The organism is Nocardioides sp. DN36, assembly GCF_055380375.1.
In genome coordinates, this window is sequence record NZ_AP043823.1 from 584,342 (window position 1) to 598,607 (window position 14,266).

General features: G+C 71.8%; 13 protein-coding genes and 1 tRNA gene. 11 read left to right on the forward strand and 3 right to left on the reverse strand.

The window, feature by feature from the left end; translation table 11 throughout:
• Window positions 1–86: 86 nt before the first annotated feature.
• Entirely contained in the window at window positions 87–806 is a 720-nt protein-coding gene (locus ACZ43H_RS03710) for a hypothetical protein (RefSeq protein ID WP_464587852.1), read from the forward strand.
• Window positions 803–1,726 (forward strand): LCP family protein, encoded by a 924-nt coding sequence (locus ACZ43H_RS03715; RefSeq protein ID WP_464587854.1) that lies wholly within the window; start codon window positions 803–805, stop codon window positions 1,724–1,726. The genes ACZ43H_RS03710 and ACZ43H_RS03715 overlap by 4 nt, the downstream gene beginning before the upstream one ends.
• A 32-nt stretch (window positions 1,727–1,758) precedes the next feature.
• Here ACZ43H_RS03715 and ACZ43H_RS03720 read toward each other — a convergent pair whose 3' ends face one another.
• From ACZ43H_RS03720 to ACZ43H_RS03730, 3 genes are all read right to left on the reverse strand, one after another.
• Window positions 1,759–2,217, reverse strand: coding sequence for a hypothetical protein (locus ACZ43H_RS03720; RefSeq protein ID WP_464587856.1), 459 nt, complete (start codon window positions 2,215–2,217; stop codon window positions 1,759–1,761).
• 47 nt (window positions 2,218–2,264) lie between these two features.
• Window positions 2,265–2,645, reverse strand: coding sequence for a cupin domain-containing protein (locus ACZ43H_RS03725; RefSeq protein ID WP_464587858.1), 381 nt, complete (start codon window positions 2,643–2,645; stop codon window positions 2,265–2,267).
• A 285-nt stretch (window positions 2,646–2,930) separates the two neighbouring features.
• A tRNA-Arg gene (locus tag ACZ43H_RS03730) sits at window positions 2,931–3,005 on the reverse strand.
• 125 nt (window positions 3,006–3,130) lie between these two features.
• On the opposite strand from ACZ43H_RS03730, the gene argS reads away from it, so the two are divergent.
• The 9 genes from argS (at window position 3,131) to rpmE (ending at window position 14,172) form a co-directional block, all read left to right on the forward strand.
• Window positions 3,131–4,810 (forward strand): arginine--tRNA ligase, encoded by a 1,680-nt coding sequence (gene argS / locus ACZ43H_RS03735; RefSeq protein WP_464587860.1) that lies wholly within the window; start codon window positions 3,131–3,133, stop codon window positions 4,808–4,810.
• A gap of 15 nt (window positions 4,811–4,825) precedes the next feature.
• Entirely contained in the window at window positions 4,826–6,232 is a 1,407-nt protein-coding gene (lysA, locus tag ACZ43H_RS03740; RefSeq protein WP_464587861.1) for a diaminopimelate decarboxylase, read from the forward strand.
• A 7-nt stretch (window positions 6,233–6,239) separates the two neighbouring features.
• Window positions 6,240–7,547 (forward strand): homoserine dehydrogenase, encoded by a 1,308-nt coding sequence (locus tag ACZ43H_RS03745; RefSeq protein ID WP_464587863.1) that lies wholly within the window; start codon window positions 6,240–6,242, stop codon window positions 7,545–7,547.
• Window positions 7,544–8,665, forward strand: a complete 1,122-nt coding sequence (gene thrC, locus ACZ43H_RS03750; protein WP_464587865.1) for a threonine synthase — start codon at window positions 7,544–7,546, stop codon at window positions 8,663–8,665. Before ACZ43H_RS03745 ends, thrC begins: the two co-directional genes overlap by 4 nt.
• 3 nt (window positions 8,666–8,668) lie before the next feature.
• Window positions 8,669–9,583 (forward strand): homoserine kinase, encoded by a 915-nt coding sequence (gene thrB / locus ACZ43H_RS03755; RefSeq protein WP_464587867.1) that lies wholly within the window; start codon window positions 8,669–8,671, stop codon window positions 9,581–9,583.
• Between the two features lie 292 nt (window positions 9,584–9,875).
• Window positions 9,876–11,807 (forward strand): transcription termination factor Rho, encoded by a 1,932-nt coding sequence (rho, locus tag ACZ43H_RS03760; protein ID WP_464587869.1) that lies wholly within the window; start codon window positions 9,876–9,878, stop codon window positions 11,805–11,807.
• A 113-nt stretch (window positions 11,808–11,920) separates the two neighbouring features.
• Window positions 11,921–12,292: a response regulator transcription factor gene (locus tag ACZ43H_RS03765; protein ID WP_464587870.1), complete on the forward strand. Its 372-nt coding sequence runs from the start codon at window positions 11,921–11,923 to the stop codon at window positions 12,290–12,292.
• 10 nt (window positions 12,293–12,302) lie between these two features.
• On the forward strand, window positions 12,303–13,838 hold the full coding sequence (locus ACZ43H_RS03770) for a sensor histidine kinase (RefSeq protein ID WP_464587872.1): 1,536 nt from the start codon (window positions 12,303–12,305) through the stop codon (window positions 13,836–13,838).
• Between the two features lie 112 nt (window positions 13,839–13,950).
• Entirely contained in the window at window positions 13,951–14,172 is a 222-nt protein-coding gene (rpmE, locus tag ACZ43H_RS03775; RefSeq protein ID WP_379178336.1) for a 50S ribosomal protein L31, read from the forward strand.
• The last annotated feature ends 94 nt before the right edge of the window (window positions 14,173–14,266 follow it).

Sequence of the window (14,266 nt, forward strand, 5' to 3'; positions counted from 1 at the left end):
ACCCACACGCCAGCAAATGCTCAGGCAAGGGTGGCCTTTCGGGCAGGGTGTCACGTGATCCACACGACGTGAGAGATTGGCCGACCATGAACACCCCCAGGCGACGGACCTCGAGGCCGCTCTCCCTGCTGCTCGTCCCGCTGCTGCTCGTGGCCCTCGCGGCCACCGGTTGCAGCGGCAGCGACGACGCCGACGGTGGGGCGCCGGCGGCGTCTCCCACCGCGTCGGGGTCGAGCCGGCCGGCTCCCGAGGTGAAGACGAAGGTCGCGCTCGGCCGCGTGCCGGGACACCTGCCGCCGCGGGTGCGCAAGCGGGCCGTCCACGCGGTCGGGGTCGTCGTCGACCGTTGGTTCGACGCGGCGTACGTCGGCGGGAAGTACCCACGCCACGACTTCAGCAACGCCTACCCGGGCTTCACGGCCGGAGCCCGCGCGGACGCCTGGCGGGACCGTGCGCTGATGACCAACCAGCCCCTCGGGCGCGACATCGACGGAGTGACCGCCCGCCGACGACTGGTGTGGGTCGACCTGCTGCCCGCCCGCGGCCGGGCGGCCGCCGCGACCGCGCGGTTCCGGCTCGACTACACGACGACGGGGGAGAAGGAGCGCTCTGTGGTCGTCCGGGGCAGGCTCCTCCTGGCGCCCGGCCCGCACGGCTGGAAGGTGTTCGGCTTCGACGTCGCCAAGGGGAGCCCTGACGAGCTCGAGCCGACCACGAGGCCGTCGAAGCACCACTCAGGCAAGCACCACGGCCGCTCGGGCAACGGCCACGGGGGCAAGCACCACCAGAAGGGAGGCGGTCGATGAACACCGCCCGCACCCGCTCGCGCACCGCCGGCGTCCTGCACCTGCTCGTCCTCGGGCTGGTGCTGGCCGTGGCCGCGCTGGTCGTTCCCGACTCGGCGGTGAAGTCCACCGAGGTGACCCTGGTGAAGGTGAAGCAGGGCTCCGGCGTCGACGTCAGCCCCGACGTGGTGTGGATCCTCGCCGTGGGCTCGGACGCCCGGCCCGGTCAGGACATGACCCGTACCCGCGGCGACGCGCTGCAGCTGATCGGCATGAACACCCGGACGGGCGCGGCCGCCTCGATCGGCGTACCGCGCGACTCGTGGGTGAACATCCCCGGGCACGGCTACGAGAAGATCAACGCCTCGCTCTACTTCGGCGGGCCGCAGCTGCTCGGGCAGACCGTCGGCAACCTGGTCGGCATCCAGCCCGACTACGTCTTCGTGACGCGGTTCCCCTACTTCATCGACATGGTGCGCGGCATCGGCGGCATCGACGTGCAGAACCCGCGCGCCTTCAGCGACACCTACCTCAAGCCGAAGGGGTTCCGGGCCGGCCGAATCCACCTCAGCGGGTACGACGCCATGGCGTTCGCGCGGATCCGGCACGACCTGCCCGCCGGCGACTTCGACCGCTCGGCCAACCAGCAGCGCGTCCTGCGCGGCATCCAGGCCAGGGTGCGCGCCCGGGCCTCGGTGCCGGGCTTCATGGAGCGCGGCGTCGTCTCGGTGATGCAGCACCTGCACACCGACCTCGGCCCGGCGGAGCTGTTCCGGCTGGCGCAGGCGATGGCGCAGGTCGAGCCCGGCCGGATCACCACCTGCGTGGTCCAGGGCGGGATCGGCAACATCGGCGGGGCCAGCGTGGTGCTGCCCTACACCTCACAGGCGCGGATGCTGGGCAACGAGGCGCGCAGGGACGCGACGCTCGAGCACTGCTGACTCGTCGGGGCGGCGAGCCGCGCCCAGCCGCGTCACCAGCCGAGCCGGATGGCGGGGAGCTCGTCGCGGCCGTCGAGAACGACCCGCTCCAGCGCCTGCCGAGCCTCCGACATGCCTCGCTTGCCCGCGACGTCGGCCCACTCGGCCTCGATGCGGTCCTGGACCCGGACAGCGAGCGCGATGGCGTCCCTGCCGCGGCGAGTGAGCTCGAGCGGCTTGCTGCGTGCATCGGTGCCTGTGCCGTCGTCGGCGAGGATGACGTACCCCTCGTCGAGCAGGTGCTGGATGACGCGCGCCGCCCCCTGCTTGGTCATGGCAAGGAGCGGCGCCATCGCGCTGGCCGTGTTGTGGCCGTTGAGCACCGCGTTCAAGGCGTAGCCGTGGACCGGGCGCAGCGTGGGGTGGCCGTTCGCGTTAAGCTCGTGGTGGAGCTCGTCGAGGGCGACGGTCACGGCCATGGACAGCAGCCGGACCAGGGGGATGTCGTGCACCCGGTCGACCGTACCGCCGGGCGCTGGGGAGCGGGGCGGCGACACGGTCAGGCGGTCCACGGGACCGGGACCGGGTCGCCACTGCCGACGGTGGCGAACGCGTCCGGGCGACCGACGGTCAGGGTGACGGCCGGTTCGGTGCCGGCTGACGAGATCACCCGGACCTTCCCGGCCGGCAGCTTGACTCCCTCCCCGGCCACCACGTCGTACGGCGTGGCATCGATCTCGGCGCGGACCGCACCGCTGAGCACGACCAGGAACTGGTCGACGTCGATGGTGTGGTGCGGTCCGACGCTCCCGGCGGGGAGCTCGGTGCGCCAGACCGCGACGTCGAGGGCCGGTGCGGTGGTGGGGCTGGCCAGGGTGACCATGGTCGCGGCCGGTGTGCTCACCTTCCGGGCCGTGTCGAGCGAGACGTGCAGGGACATGGTGTTGCTCCTTCTTCTCTGCGCTGTGTCAGCAGTTGATGGGCGGGGAGGCGCCGCACCCACTGCTCTTATCGACAACAGTGTTGTCTATTTCGAGCGTACGCAGATCTACATTCGGACAACAGGGTTGTCTATACGAGGTGGCGTGTGGCGAGTACTGACTCGTTGAGATGGGCCGCGTTCAGTGTTGAGATGGGCCGGGTTCGGCGTCGAGATGGGCCGCATGCGGCGCCGGGCAACGAAAAGGGCCCGACTCACATGTGAATCAGGCCCAGTTCAACGGTGTGGCGCCCCCGGAAGGATTCGAACCTTCGCTCCCGCCTCCGGAGGGCGGTGCTCTATCCCCTGAGCTACGGGGGCTCAAGGTGCGGGATGACCATACAGCGGGGGAGAGGAGAGCACGAAACCGCCTCCCCGATCGGGCGCGGGTATCGAGGCGGGAGATCGATTCCGGGCGGCGCGCGTGGCGCCACTAGGCTGACCCGGTGACTCCCGAGCAGCTCTCCGCCACCATCGTCGACGTCCTGACGACCCTCTCCGCCGAGGGTGCGATCACCCTGCCCGACGGGGTTCCCGCGACGGTGACGGTGGAGCGACCCCGGCAGAAGGGTCACGGCGACTACGCGACCAACGTCGCGCTCCAGCTGGCCAAGAAGGCCGGGACCAACCCCCGCGCGTTCGCCGAGCTCGTGCAGGATCGCCTCGAGAAGGCCGACGGCGTCGCGGCGGTCGAGATCGCCGGGCCGGGCTTCCTCAACATCACCGTCGACGCGGGCGCGCAGGGCGCGGTGGCCGCCGACATCGTCGGCGCCGGGGCGTCGTACGGCTCCTCCGACGCCTTCGCCGGCGAGAAGATCAACCTCGAGTTCGTCTCGGCGAACCCGACCGGCCCGCTGCACCTCGGCGGCGTCCGCTGGGCCGCGGTGGGCGATGCGCTGGGCCGGGTCCTGTCGATGGCGGGCGCCGAGGTCACCCGCGAGTACTACTTCAACGACCACGGCGGCCAGATCGACCGGTTCAGCCGGTCGCTGCTGGCCAACGCGCAGGGCAAGCCCGTCCCCGAGGACGGCTACGGCGGCCAGTACATCGAGGACATCGCCGCCGACGTCGTGCGGCTGCGCCCCGACGTGCTCGAGCTCGAGGACGACGCCGCCCAGGAGGTCTTCCGGGCCGAGGGCGTCGAGCTGATGTTCGCCGAGATCAAGAAGAGCCTCCACGACTTCGGCGTGGACTTCGACGTCTACTTCCACGAGGACAACCTGCACCGCAGCGGCGCGGTCCAGCGCGCGGTCGACCGGCTCACCGAGCTCGGCAGCACCTACGAGAAGGACGGCGCCCTGTGGCTCGCCACCGAGAGGTACGGCGACGACAAGGACCGCGTCATCATCAAGTCCGACGGGCAGGGCGCCTACCTGTCCGGCGACCTCGCGTACTACCTCGACAAGCGGGAGCGTGGGTTCGACCGCTGCTTCATCATGCTCGGTGCCGACCACCACGGCTACGTGGGCCGGATGATGGCGATGTGCGCGGCCTTCGGGGACACCCCGCACGAGAACCTCGAGATCCTGATCGGGCAGATGGTCAACCTGCTCCGCGACGGCCAGCCGCTGCGGATGTCCAAGCGGGCCGGGACCGTGGTGACCATCGACGACCTCGTCGAGGCGATCGGCGTCGACGCCAGCCGCTACGCCCTGGCGCGCTACTCGACGGACTCCAACATCGACATCGACCTGGACCTGTGGGCCAAGGCGTCGAACGACAACCCGGTCTACTACGTGCAGTACGCCCACGCCCGGGTCTCCTCGATCCTGCGCAACGCCGCCGACCTCGGGATCCCGACCGGATCGGCCGAGGAGATGCTGCGCGACTTCGACCCCGCCCGGCTCTCGCACGAGAAGGAGGGCGAGCTGCTGCGCGCCCTCGCCGAGTTCCCGCGCGTCGTGGCGAGCGCGGCCCAGCTGCGCGAGCCGCACCGGGTGGCCCGCTACCTCGAGGACACCGCCGCGGCCTACCACCGCTTCTACGACAGCTGCCGGGTGCTGCCGATGGGTGACGAGGAGGTCGGCGACCTGCACCGCGCCCGCCTCCTGCTCGTCGCGGCCACGAAGACGGTGCTGGCCAACGGCCTCACGCTGCTCGGCGTCTCGGCGCCCGAGCGCATGTAGAAGGTGGAGTAGTTCATGCCCCACGCCCACGAAGCAGGCTGGGCGCACGCCGACGGCGCCCTGCGCCCGTCCTGGCTGCGCCAGCCGGCCGACCCCAACCAGCTCGTCCAGCACCTGTGGTCGACGACGGCGCGCAAGGTCGAGGGTGTCCTCGAGGTCGGGGGAGTACCGCTGACCGCCCTCGTCGCGGAGCACGGCTCCCCGGCGTACGTCCTCGACGAGGCCGACTTCCGGGCCCGGGCCCGCGCCTTCCGTGACGCGTTCGCGGGCTACGACGTCTTCTACGCCGGCAAGGCGTTCCTGTGCACGACGACCGCACGCTGGATCGCGGACGAGGGGCTCTGCCTGGACGTGTGCTCCGGTGGTGAGCTGACCGTCGCCGAGCGCGCGGGGTTCGACATGTCCCGCGTCGGCTTCCACGGCAACAACAAGACCGTCGAGGAGCTGCGCCGGGCCGTGGGCCTCGGGGTGGGGCGGATCATCGTCGACTCGTTCGTGGAGATCGAGCGCCTGGCCGCGGTGGTCGCGGAGCTCGGCGCCACCGCCCGGGTGATGATCCGGGTGACCGCGGGCGTCGAGGCGCACACGCACGAGTACATCGCGACCGCCCACGAGGACCAGAAGTTCGGCTTCTCGATCACCTCGGGCGACGCTTACGACGCCGTACGCCGCGTGCAGGACGCCGCGGGGCTCGAGCTGCTCGGCCTCCACTCGCACATCGGGTCCCAGATCTTCGACTCCTCGGGGTTCGAGGTGGCGGCGCGTCGGGTGCTGGCGCTGCAGGCCCGCGTCTCCGAGGAGCTCGGCGTGACGCTCCCCGAGATGGACCTCGGCGGCGGCTTCGGCATCGCCTACACCACCCAGGACGACCCGTCGGACCCCTCGCAGCTGGCCACCGAGATGACCAAGATCGTCGAGCACGAGTGCCGGGCGCTGGCGATCCCGCAGCCGCGGCTGTCGATCGAGCCGGGCCGTGCGATCGTCGGCCCCTCGATGTGCACGGTCTACGAGGTAGGCACGGTCAAGGAGGTGGCGCTCGACGGCGGCGCCCGCCGGACCTACGTGAGCGTGGACGGCGGGATGAGCGACAACATCCGCACCGCCCTGTACGACGCCGACTACTCCTGCACGCTCGCCTCGCGCGCCTCCGACGCGGCGCCGGTGCTGTCGAGGGTCGTGGGCATGCACTGCGAGGCCGGCGACATCGTGGTCAAGGACGAGTTCCTGCCCTCCGACCTCGCCCCCGGCGACCTGGTGGCCGTGCCCGGGACGGGCGCCTACTGTCGCTCGATGGCCTCCAACTACAACCACGCGCTGCGACCGCCGGTGGTCGCGGTTCGGGACGGTGCGGCGCGCGTCGTCGTTCGCCGGGAGACTGTGGACGACCTGTTGGCAACGGACGTGGGAGCGATCAGTGGATAGCCCAGCTATGAGGACCCGGGCGTTGAGGGTCGCGGTGCTCGGCTGCGGGTCGGTGGGCTCGCAGGTGGTGCGGCTGCTCGACGAGCAGGCCGACGACCTGGCCGCGCGCATCGGCGCACCCGTCGAGCTCGTGGGCGTGGCCGTGCGCCGCCTCGACGCGCCGCGTGACGTCGAGGTCCCCGAGGGGCTGCTGACGACCGACGCCGCGGGCCTGGTCGCCCGCGACGACGTCGACCTGGTGATCGAGGTCATCGGCGGCATCGAGCCGGCCCGGTCGCTGATCCTCTCGGCGCTGGAGAACGGTGCCTCCGTCGTCACCGCCAACAAGGCACTGCTCGCCGAGGACGGTCCGACGCTGTTCGAGGCGGCCGAGAAGGCCGGCCGCGACCTCTACTACGAGGCCGCCGTCGCCGGTGCGATCCCGATCCTGCGACCGCTGCGGGAGTCGCTCGCCGGCGACCGGGTCACCCGGGTGCTCGGCATCGTCAACGGCACCACCAACTTCATCCTCGACAAGATGGACACCTCCGGGGCCGGCTTCGCCGAGGCTCTCGAGGAGGCCCAGGACCTCGGGTACGCCGAGGCGGACCCGACCGCCGACGTCGAGGGCTTCGACGCGGCCGCGAAGGCGGCGATCCTGGCGTCGCTCGCCTTCCACTCGCGGGTGACCGCCAATGACGTCCACCGGGAGGGCATCTCCGAGGTGACCGCGGCCGACGTGCAGTCGGCCCGCGAGATGGGCAGTGTCGTCAAGCTGCTCGCCATCTGCGAGCTGATGCCGAACCCCGGTGGGGACGACGCCGTCGCCGTGCGGGTGCACCCCGCGATGATCCCGCGCAGCCACCCGCTCGCCTCCGTCCGCGAGGCCTACAACGCGGTCTTCGTCGAGTCCGAGGCCGCCGGCCAGCTGATGTTCTACGGTCCCGGCGCCGGCGGCTCGCCCACCGCGTCCGCGGTGCTCGGCGACCTGGTGACCGTGGCCCGCAACCGCCTCGCCGGGACCCGCGGCGCCGGCGAGTCGGCGTACGCCGACCGGGCCGTGCTCCCGATGGGGGAGACCCGCACCCGCTACCACGTCGCCATCGACGTCGACGACCGCGCCGGCGTGCTGGCCGCGGTCGCGACGGCCTTCGCCGACAACGGCGTCTCCATCTCCACGGTGCGCCAGGAGGGCCGGGGCCTGGACGCCGAGCTGGTCGTGGTCTCGCACGAGGCCACCGACGCCCAGCTCAGCGCCACGGTGCAGCATCTGCGCTCCATGGACATCGTCCGCGAGGTCACCTCGGTGATGCGCGTCGAGGGGGACCACGAATGAATCCCGACGGGCTCGGTCACCCGGCGGGTGGGACCTTCACCCGCACCCACCAGTGGCGCGGCGTGATCGAGGAGTACCGCCACCTGCTGGAGATCCCCGAGGGCACGCCCGCGGTGACGCTGCGCGAGGGCGGCACCCCGCTGGTGCACTCCGAGTGGCTCTCGGGCCTCACCGGGGCGGAGGTCTGGCTCAAGGTCGAGGGTGACAATCCCACCGGCTCGTTCAAGGACCGTGGCATGACCGCCGCGATCTCCGTCGCGAAGCACGACGGGGCCGAGGCCGTGGTGTGCGCCTCGACCGGCAACACCTCGGCCTCGATGGCTGCGTACGCCGCCAAGGCCGGCCTCAAGCCGCTGGTGCTGGTGCCCGAGGGCAAGATCGCGGCCGGCAAGATGGCGCAGGCGATCGTGCACGGCGCGCAGGTGATCATGGTGCGCGGCAACTTCGACGACTGCCTGGCGATGGCCAAGGGGCTGTCCTGGGACTACCCCGTGGCGCTGGTCAACTCGGTCAACCCGGTGCGCCTCGAGGGGCAGAAGACCGCGGCGTTCGAGATCGTCGACTTCCTCGGTGACGCCCCCGATTTCCACCTGCTCCCGGTCGGCAACGCCGGCAACATCTCGGCGTACTGGCTGGGCTACACGCAGTACGCCGAGCTCGGCCTGGCCACCCGCCGCCCGGTCATGCGGGGCTTCCAGGCCGAGGGAGCCGCCCCGCTGGTGACCGGCGAGCCCTTCCCCGACCCGGAGACCCTGGCGACCGCGATCCGGATCGGGAACCCCGCCTCGTGGAAGCTCGCCGAGGCGGCTCGCGACGAGTCGGGCGGCCGCTTCGCGGCGGTCAGCGACGACCAGATCCTCGCCGCCCAGCGCGACCTGGCCTCCCACGACGGGGTGTTCGTCGAGCCGGCCTCGGCCGCCGGCATCGCCGGGCTGCTCCAGGAGCTGGCAGCGGGGGAGTCCTACGCCGGCGCGTCCGTCGTCGTGACGGTGACCGGGCACGGCCTGAAGGACACCGCCACCGCCCTCGAGGGGTTCGCGAGCGCCGGACGCAGCATCGTCGACACGGTGGTCGATGCCGACGTCACCGCCGCGGCCCGCGCCGCCGGGCTCGCCTGAGGCATGGCCACCTTCGTCCGCGACGCGGTCCGCGTCAGCGTCCCCGCGACCTCCGCGAACCTCGGTCCCGGCTTCGACTCGCTCGGCATCGCCCTCGACCTGCGCGACGAGCTCGAGGCCGAGGTGACCGCCGGCGGCCTCGAGATCCGGGTCGAGGGTGCCGGAGCCGACGACGTGCCCCGCGACGAGTCCCACCTCGTCGTCCGCGCGATGCGGGCGGCGTTCGCCGAGATGGGCGCCGAGCCCGCCGGCCTGAGGCTCACCTGCCGCAACGTCATCCCGCACGCCCGCGGCCTGGGCTCCTCCTCCGCGGCGATCGTCGCGGGTGTCAGCCTGGCGCGCGGGCTGGTGGCGGGGGGTGCGCTGCTCATGGGCGACGACGCGCTGTTCGACCTCGCGGCCCGGATCGAGGGCCACCCCGACAACGTCGCGCCCGCGTTCTACGGCGGTTTCGCGATCTCGGGTCGTGACGACGACGGCTTCTACGCCGTCGGCTCGGCCGTCGACCCGCGGGTGGGCGTGGTGGTGTTCGTGCCGCCGACACCGGTCTCGACCGAGGTGGCCCGCGGGCTGCTCCCGGCGGAGGTGCCGCACCCGGACGCGGCCGCGGACGCCGGCCGTACGGCGCTGCTGGTCGCCGCCCTCGCGGGGCAGCCCGAGCAGCTGTTCCGAGCCACCCGCGACTACCTGCACCAGGAGTACCGCCGCCCGGCCATGCCCGGGTCGCTGGCCCTCGTCGACGCGCTCCGCGCGGACCGGGTGCCGGCGGTGGTCTCGGGTGCCGGGCCGACCGTGCTCGCGTTCGCCGACGGCCCCGACGCCGGTACGGTGCAGCCGGGCCGGCTGCTCGCCATGGCCCCGGACGGGTGGGCGGCCCTCCACCTCGCCGTCGACCGCGACGGCGTGCGCCTCGGCTGAGCGGCGAGCCGGCGTGCGGGCACGCGCGCTGGACCGCGCCACGCAGAACGTGCTCGGTGCCACATATCCCGGCGCGGGTGGTACCCTGAGGGCGCGTCAGACATCTCGGCGCAGCACCTTGCAGTGACGGCGTCGGTCGTCACTGGGCGCACCTCCTTCCTCTTTCTGTGCGGACCTCGTCCGGCACGCCGCCAGTAGCCCTCATCGGCTTCGCACTGGCGGGGAGGAAGCAATGACCAGCAGCCACCGGCCTGCGGGCCGGCTCGGCACTGATACGTGGGAAGGACCTCACGTGACGGAAACCATCGACTCCACTCCCGCTGCGCCCGAGGCATCTGCCGGCGCTCCCAAGAAGCGCGGTGGTGGGCTCAACTCGATGCTGATCGCCGATCTGAAGGCGATGGCCGGGGGCATGGGGATCCCCGGCGCGGGCACCATGAAGAAGGCCCAGCTCATCGAGGCGATCAAGGCCGCCCAGGGCGGGGCGACCCAGCGCAGCCAGGCGCGCGACGCCGGCGGCGACCGCCCGGCCCGGCGGGCGCCCGCGCGGACCGCGGACCGCTCGGGCGACACCCCGGCGGCCCAGGACAACAAGCAGCCCGCGCAGCAGCGCGAGGAGAAGCCGCGCGACGAGAAGCCGCGCGAGGACAAGCCGCAGCGCGAGGACAAGCAGCCCGCCGCGCAGCACGAGGACACGGGTCGCGACGACAACCGCGACCGGCAGGCGCGCGACAAGAGCCGCGCCGAGCAGGGTCGCGAGCGCAACCAGGAGCGCGGCGAGCAGAACCGCGAGCAGCGCGGCGAGCAGAACCGCAGCCAGGAGCGCGGCGAGCAGAACCGCGAGCAGAACCGCGACCAGAACCGCGGCGAGCAGAACCGTAGCCAGGAGCGTGGCGACCAGAACCGCGAGCAGAACCGCGGCGAGCAGGGTCGCGACGAGGCCGGCGAGGGCAGCCGCCGCAACCGCCGTCGACGGGGACGCGATCGCGATCGCGACCGCGACCGCGAGCGTGGTGGGCGCCCCACCACGGGCACCGGAGGCGGGCAGCGCAACGAGCCCGACACGACGATCCTCGAGGACGACGTGCTGGTCCCCGCCGCGGGCATCCTCGACGTGCTGGACAACTACGCGTTCGTGCGCACGAGCGGCTACCTGCCCGGCACCGACGACGTCTACGTCTCGCTGTCGATGGTCCGCAAGTACGGCCTGCGCCGCGGCGACGCCATCATCGGCGAGGTGCGCCAGCCCCGTGAGGGCGAGCGCAAGGAGAAGTTCAACCCGATGGTGCGCATCCAGAGCGTCAACGGTGCGGACCCCGAGGCGGCCAAGCACCGCGTCGAGTTCTCCAAGCTCACCCCGCTCTACCCCTCGGAGCGGCTCCGCCTCGAGACCGAGCAGGGCAACCTGATCGGTCGCGTCATCGACATCGCCGCCCCGATCGGCAAGGGCCAGCGCGGCCTGATCGTCTCGCCCGCGAAGGCCGGCAAGACGATGATCATGCAGTCGATCGCGAACTCGATCACCACCAACAACCCCGAGTGCCACCTGATGGTCGTCCTCGTCGACGAGCGTCCCGAGGAGGTCACCGACTTCGAGCGCTCGGTCAAGGGCGAGGTCATCTCGTCGACCTTCGACCGACCGGCCAGCGACCACACCATGGTCGCCGAGCTGGCGATCGAGCGGGCCAAGCGTCTCGTCGAGCTCGGCCACGACGTGGTCGTGCTGCTCGACGGCATCACGCGCCTCGGCCGCGCCTACAACCTGGCCGCGCCGGCCAGCGGCCGGATCCTCTCCGGTGGCGTGGACTCCGCGGCCCTCTACCCGCCCAAGCGGTTCTTCGGCGCGGCCCGCAACATCGAGAACGGCGGCTCGCTCACCATCCTCGCGACCGCCCTGATCGAGAGCGGCTCGAAGATGGACGAGGTGATCTTCGAGGAGTTCAAGGGCACGGGCAACATGGAGATCCGCCTGCGCCGCGACTTCGCGGACAAGCGCCTCTTCCCGGCGATCGACGCCGTCCAGTCCGGCACCCGCCGCGAGGAGCTCCTGATGAGCAAGGAGGAGCTCGCCGTGGTCTGGAAGCTGCGTCGCGTGCTCTCCGGCCTCGACGGGCAGCAGGCCCTCGAGCTGCTCCTCGAGCGCCTCAAGAAGTCGCACAGCAACATCGAGTTCCTGATGCAGGTGCAGAAGACGACGCCGACCCCGGGTGGGCAGGGCGACTGACGTCGGCTCCCTGGTCCGGAGGCCGGCCCGCTCGAAGCAGAGCGTGCCGGCTTCCGGCTCGTCGGGGACGTTCCACCGCTAGGCTGCACGCACACAGGACGGAAGGGGAGCTCGTGGCACGGATCCTGGTTGCCGACGACGACGTCGACATCCGCGAGCTGGTCGAGTTCAAGCTCTCGACGCTCGGCCACGACGTCGTGGCCGTCGCCGACGGTGCCGCCGCGATCGACGCCTGCCAGGCCTCGCGACCCGACCTCGCCGTGCTCGACGTGATGATGCCGGGCGTCTCCGGGCTCGACGCGATCCGGGTGATCCGGGCCGACCCGTCGCTCGCCGACATCCCGGTCATCCTGCTGACGGCCCGGGCCCAGGAGTCCGACGTCGAGACCGGGTTCGACTCCGGCGCCGACGACTACATCACCAAGCCCTTCAGTCCCCGCGAGCTCGCCTCGCGGGTGGAGGCGCTGCTCACCCGGGCCGGCTGAACCGACCGCGATGAGCGCGGAGCGGCCGGTCGCGCGGCTGGTGACGCCCGTCATCCTGCGGGTGGGCGTGGTCGTGGGGCTGATGGCCCTCATCGCGGTCACCGGTGTGGTGCTCTCGACCCGTTCGGTCGACCACCTCACCGACGAGCTCCAGCCCGCTGCGGCGGCCAACCAGGCCGCCCAGCTCGACCTCAACCAGATGCAGGCAGCGGTATCGGCCTGGGCCCGCAGCGGTCAGCGCTCGGCAGTGGCCGACTACCGGACCGCGGCCGCGCCGCTGCCGGGACACGAGCGTGAGGTGCGTGACTTCGCCGACGGAGACGAGGAGCTCGCGCCCCTGGTCGCGGACCAGGAGCAGGCCGCCCGCGCCTGGATCACGCAGTACGCCGAGCCGCGGCTGCGCGCTCACGGGGGTCCCGGGACCTACCAGCCGGCCCGGTTCCGCCGTGGCCTGGAGCTGTTCGCGCGGGCGGACTCGGCGCGTGAAGCCACCGCCGCCGCGTTCGACCGGCGCGTCAACGCGGCCGGCACCGACGCGTCGTACCGCCTCCAGGGCACCGTGCTGGCGATCGTCCTGCTCGCGCTGGCCGCCTGGTTCGTGATCGCGCGCAGCCGGCGCCGGTTGCTCCACGAGCTGTCGACACCGCTGCTGGCCCTGGAGGCGGCCGTCCAGCGGATGGCTCGCAACGAGCCGGACGTGCGCGCGCCGGTGGACGGGCCCAAGGAGGTCCGGGCGGTGGCCCTCGCGCTCAACGACCTCGCCGACGCCCAGTCGCGGGCCCGTGAGGTCGAGAACCGCATCCAGGACGAGCTGCGGACCCTCGACACCGCGCGGGACGACTTCGTCTCGAACGTGTCCCACGAGCTGCGGACGCCGTTGACGACGATCAGCGGCTACCTCGAGATGGTGGCCGACGAGTTCGAGGACCGCCTCGACCCGCGGCACGAGCGGATGCTCGACGCCACGCGGCGCAACGTCAACCGGCTCAAGCAGCTCATCGACGACCTGCTCACCCTGTCGCGGGCCGAGGCCAGGCCACCGGAGATGGAGTGCGTGGAGGTCGTGGCCGTGGTCAGGGACGCGGCCACCGACGTCCGCATCACCGCCGCACGCCGCGGGGTGAAGGTCAGGGTCGACGTGCCGGAGCGACCGCTGGTGGCGGTCGCCGACCGGGTGATGCTGCACCGGGCCTTCCTCAACGTCTTCGCCAACGCCGTGAAGTTCAGCCGCGAGGGCGGGGTCGTCGACATCGAGGTCGCGGACTCCAGCGACGTCGTCGAGGTGAGGGTCCACGATCGGGGCATCGGCATCCCCGCAGCCGAGCTGGACCGGCTCGGCAGCCGCTTCTTCCGGGCGTCCAACGCGGTCGTCAACGAGATCGCCGGCACCGGCCTCGGGATCCGGATCGTGCAGACGATCATGGAGAAGCACGGTGGCGAGGTCGTCATCGAGTCCGAGGAGGGGCGGGGGACCACGGTGGTGCTGCGGGTCCGCCTCGCCGCGCAGGAGACAGCCGAGGAGTCCCTGTCGGTGACCCAGCCCTGAGGAATGCCTCGGATTACCGCTGTGTTGTCACAGGTGGCACAATTGCCTGCTGGTTCCGGTTCACGCTGTCCGCAGAAGGCGGAGGCGACCCGGCAGCCTGAGAGAGGACACCATGAAGAAGGACATCCACCCGGAGTACGTCGAGACCCAGGTGACCTGCACCTGCGGCGCGTCGTTCACCACCCGCAGCACCGCGACCTCCGGCACCATCCACGCCGACGTCTGCTCGCAGTGCCACCCGTTCTACACCGGCAAGCAGAAGATCCTCGACACCGGCGGCCGCGTGGCCCGCTTCGAGGCCCGCTACGCCAAGGCTGCTGCCAACAAGAAGTAGTCGCCTCCGAGCGCCGGTCCCCACCTGGTCGTGGGGACCGGCGCTCGTGATTTTCACGGCCCCTGACCGCGCACTTGTGCGCGGTCAGGATCAG

Excerpts from the sequence above, each read along its gene's own strand:
- ACZ43H_RS03715 (WP_464587854.1), top strand. The coding sequence starts at position 803 with ATGAACACCGCCCGCACCCGCTCGCGCACCGCCGGCGTCCTGCACCTG.
- rpmE (WP_379178336.1), top strand. The coding sequence starts at position 13,951 with ATGAAGAAGGACATCCACCCGGAGTACGTCGAGACCCAGGTGACCTGC.
- ACZ43H_RS03770 (WP_464587872.1), top strand. The coding sequence starts at position 12,303 with ATGAGCGCGGAGCGGCCGGTCGCGCGGCTGGTGACGCCCGTCATCCTG.
- ACZ43H_RS03710 (WP_464587852.1), top strand. The coding sequence starts at position 87 with ATGAACACCCCCAGGCGACGGACCTCGAGGCCGCTCTCCCTGCTGCTC.
- ACZ43H_RS03725 (WP_464587858.1), bottom strand. The coding sequence starts at position 2,645 with ATGTCCCTGCACGTCTCGCTCGACACGGCCCGGAAGGTGAGCACACCG.
- thrB (WP_464587867.1), top strand. The coding sequence starts at position 8,669 with ATGGCCACCTTCGTCCGCGACGCGGTCCGCGTCAGCGTCCCCGCGACC.
- lysA (WP_464587861.1), top strand. The coding sequence starts at position 4,826 with ATGCCCCACGCCCACGAAGCAGGCTGGGCGCACGCCGACGGCGCCCTG.
- thrC (WP_464587865.1), top strand. The coding sequence starts at position 7,544 with ATGAATCCCGACGGGCTCGGTCACCCGGCGGGTGGGACCTTCACCCGC.
- ACZ43H_RS03745 (WP_464587863.1), top strand. The coding sequence starts at position 6,240 with ATGAGGACCCGGGCGTTGAGGGTCGCGGTGCTCGGCTGCGGGTCGGTG.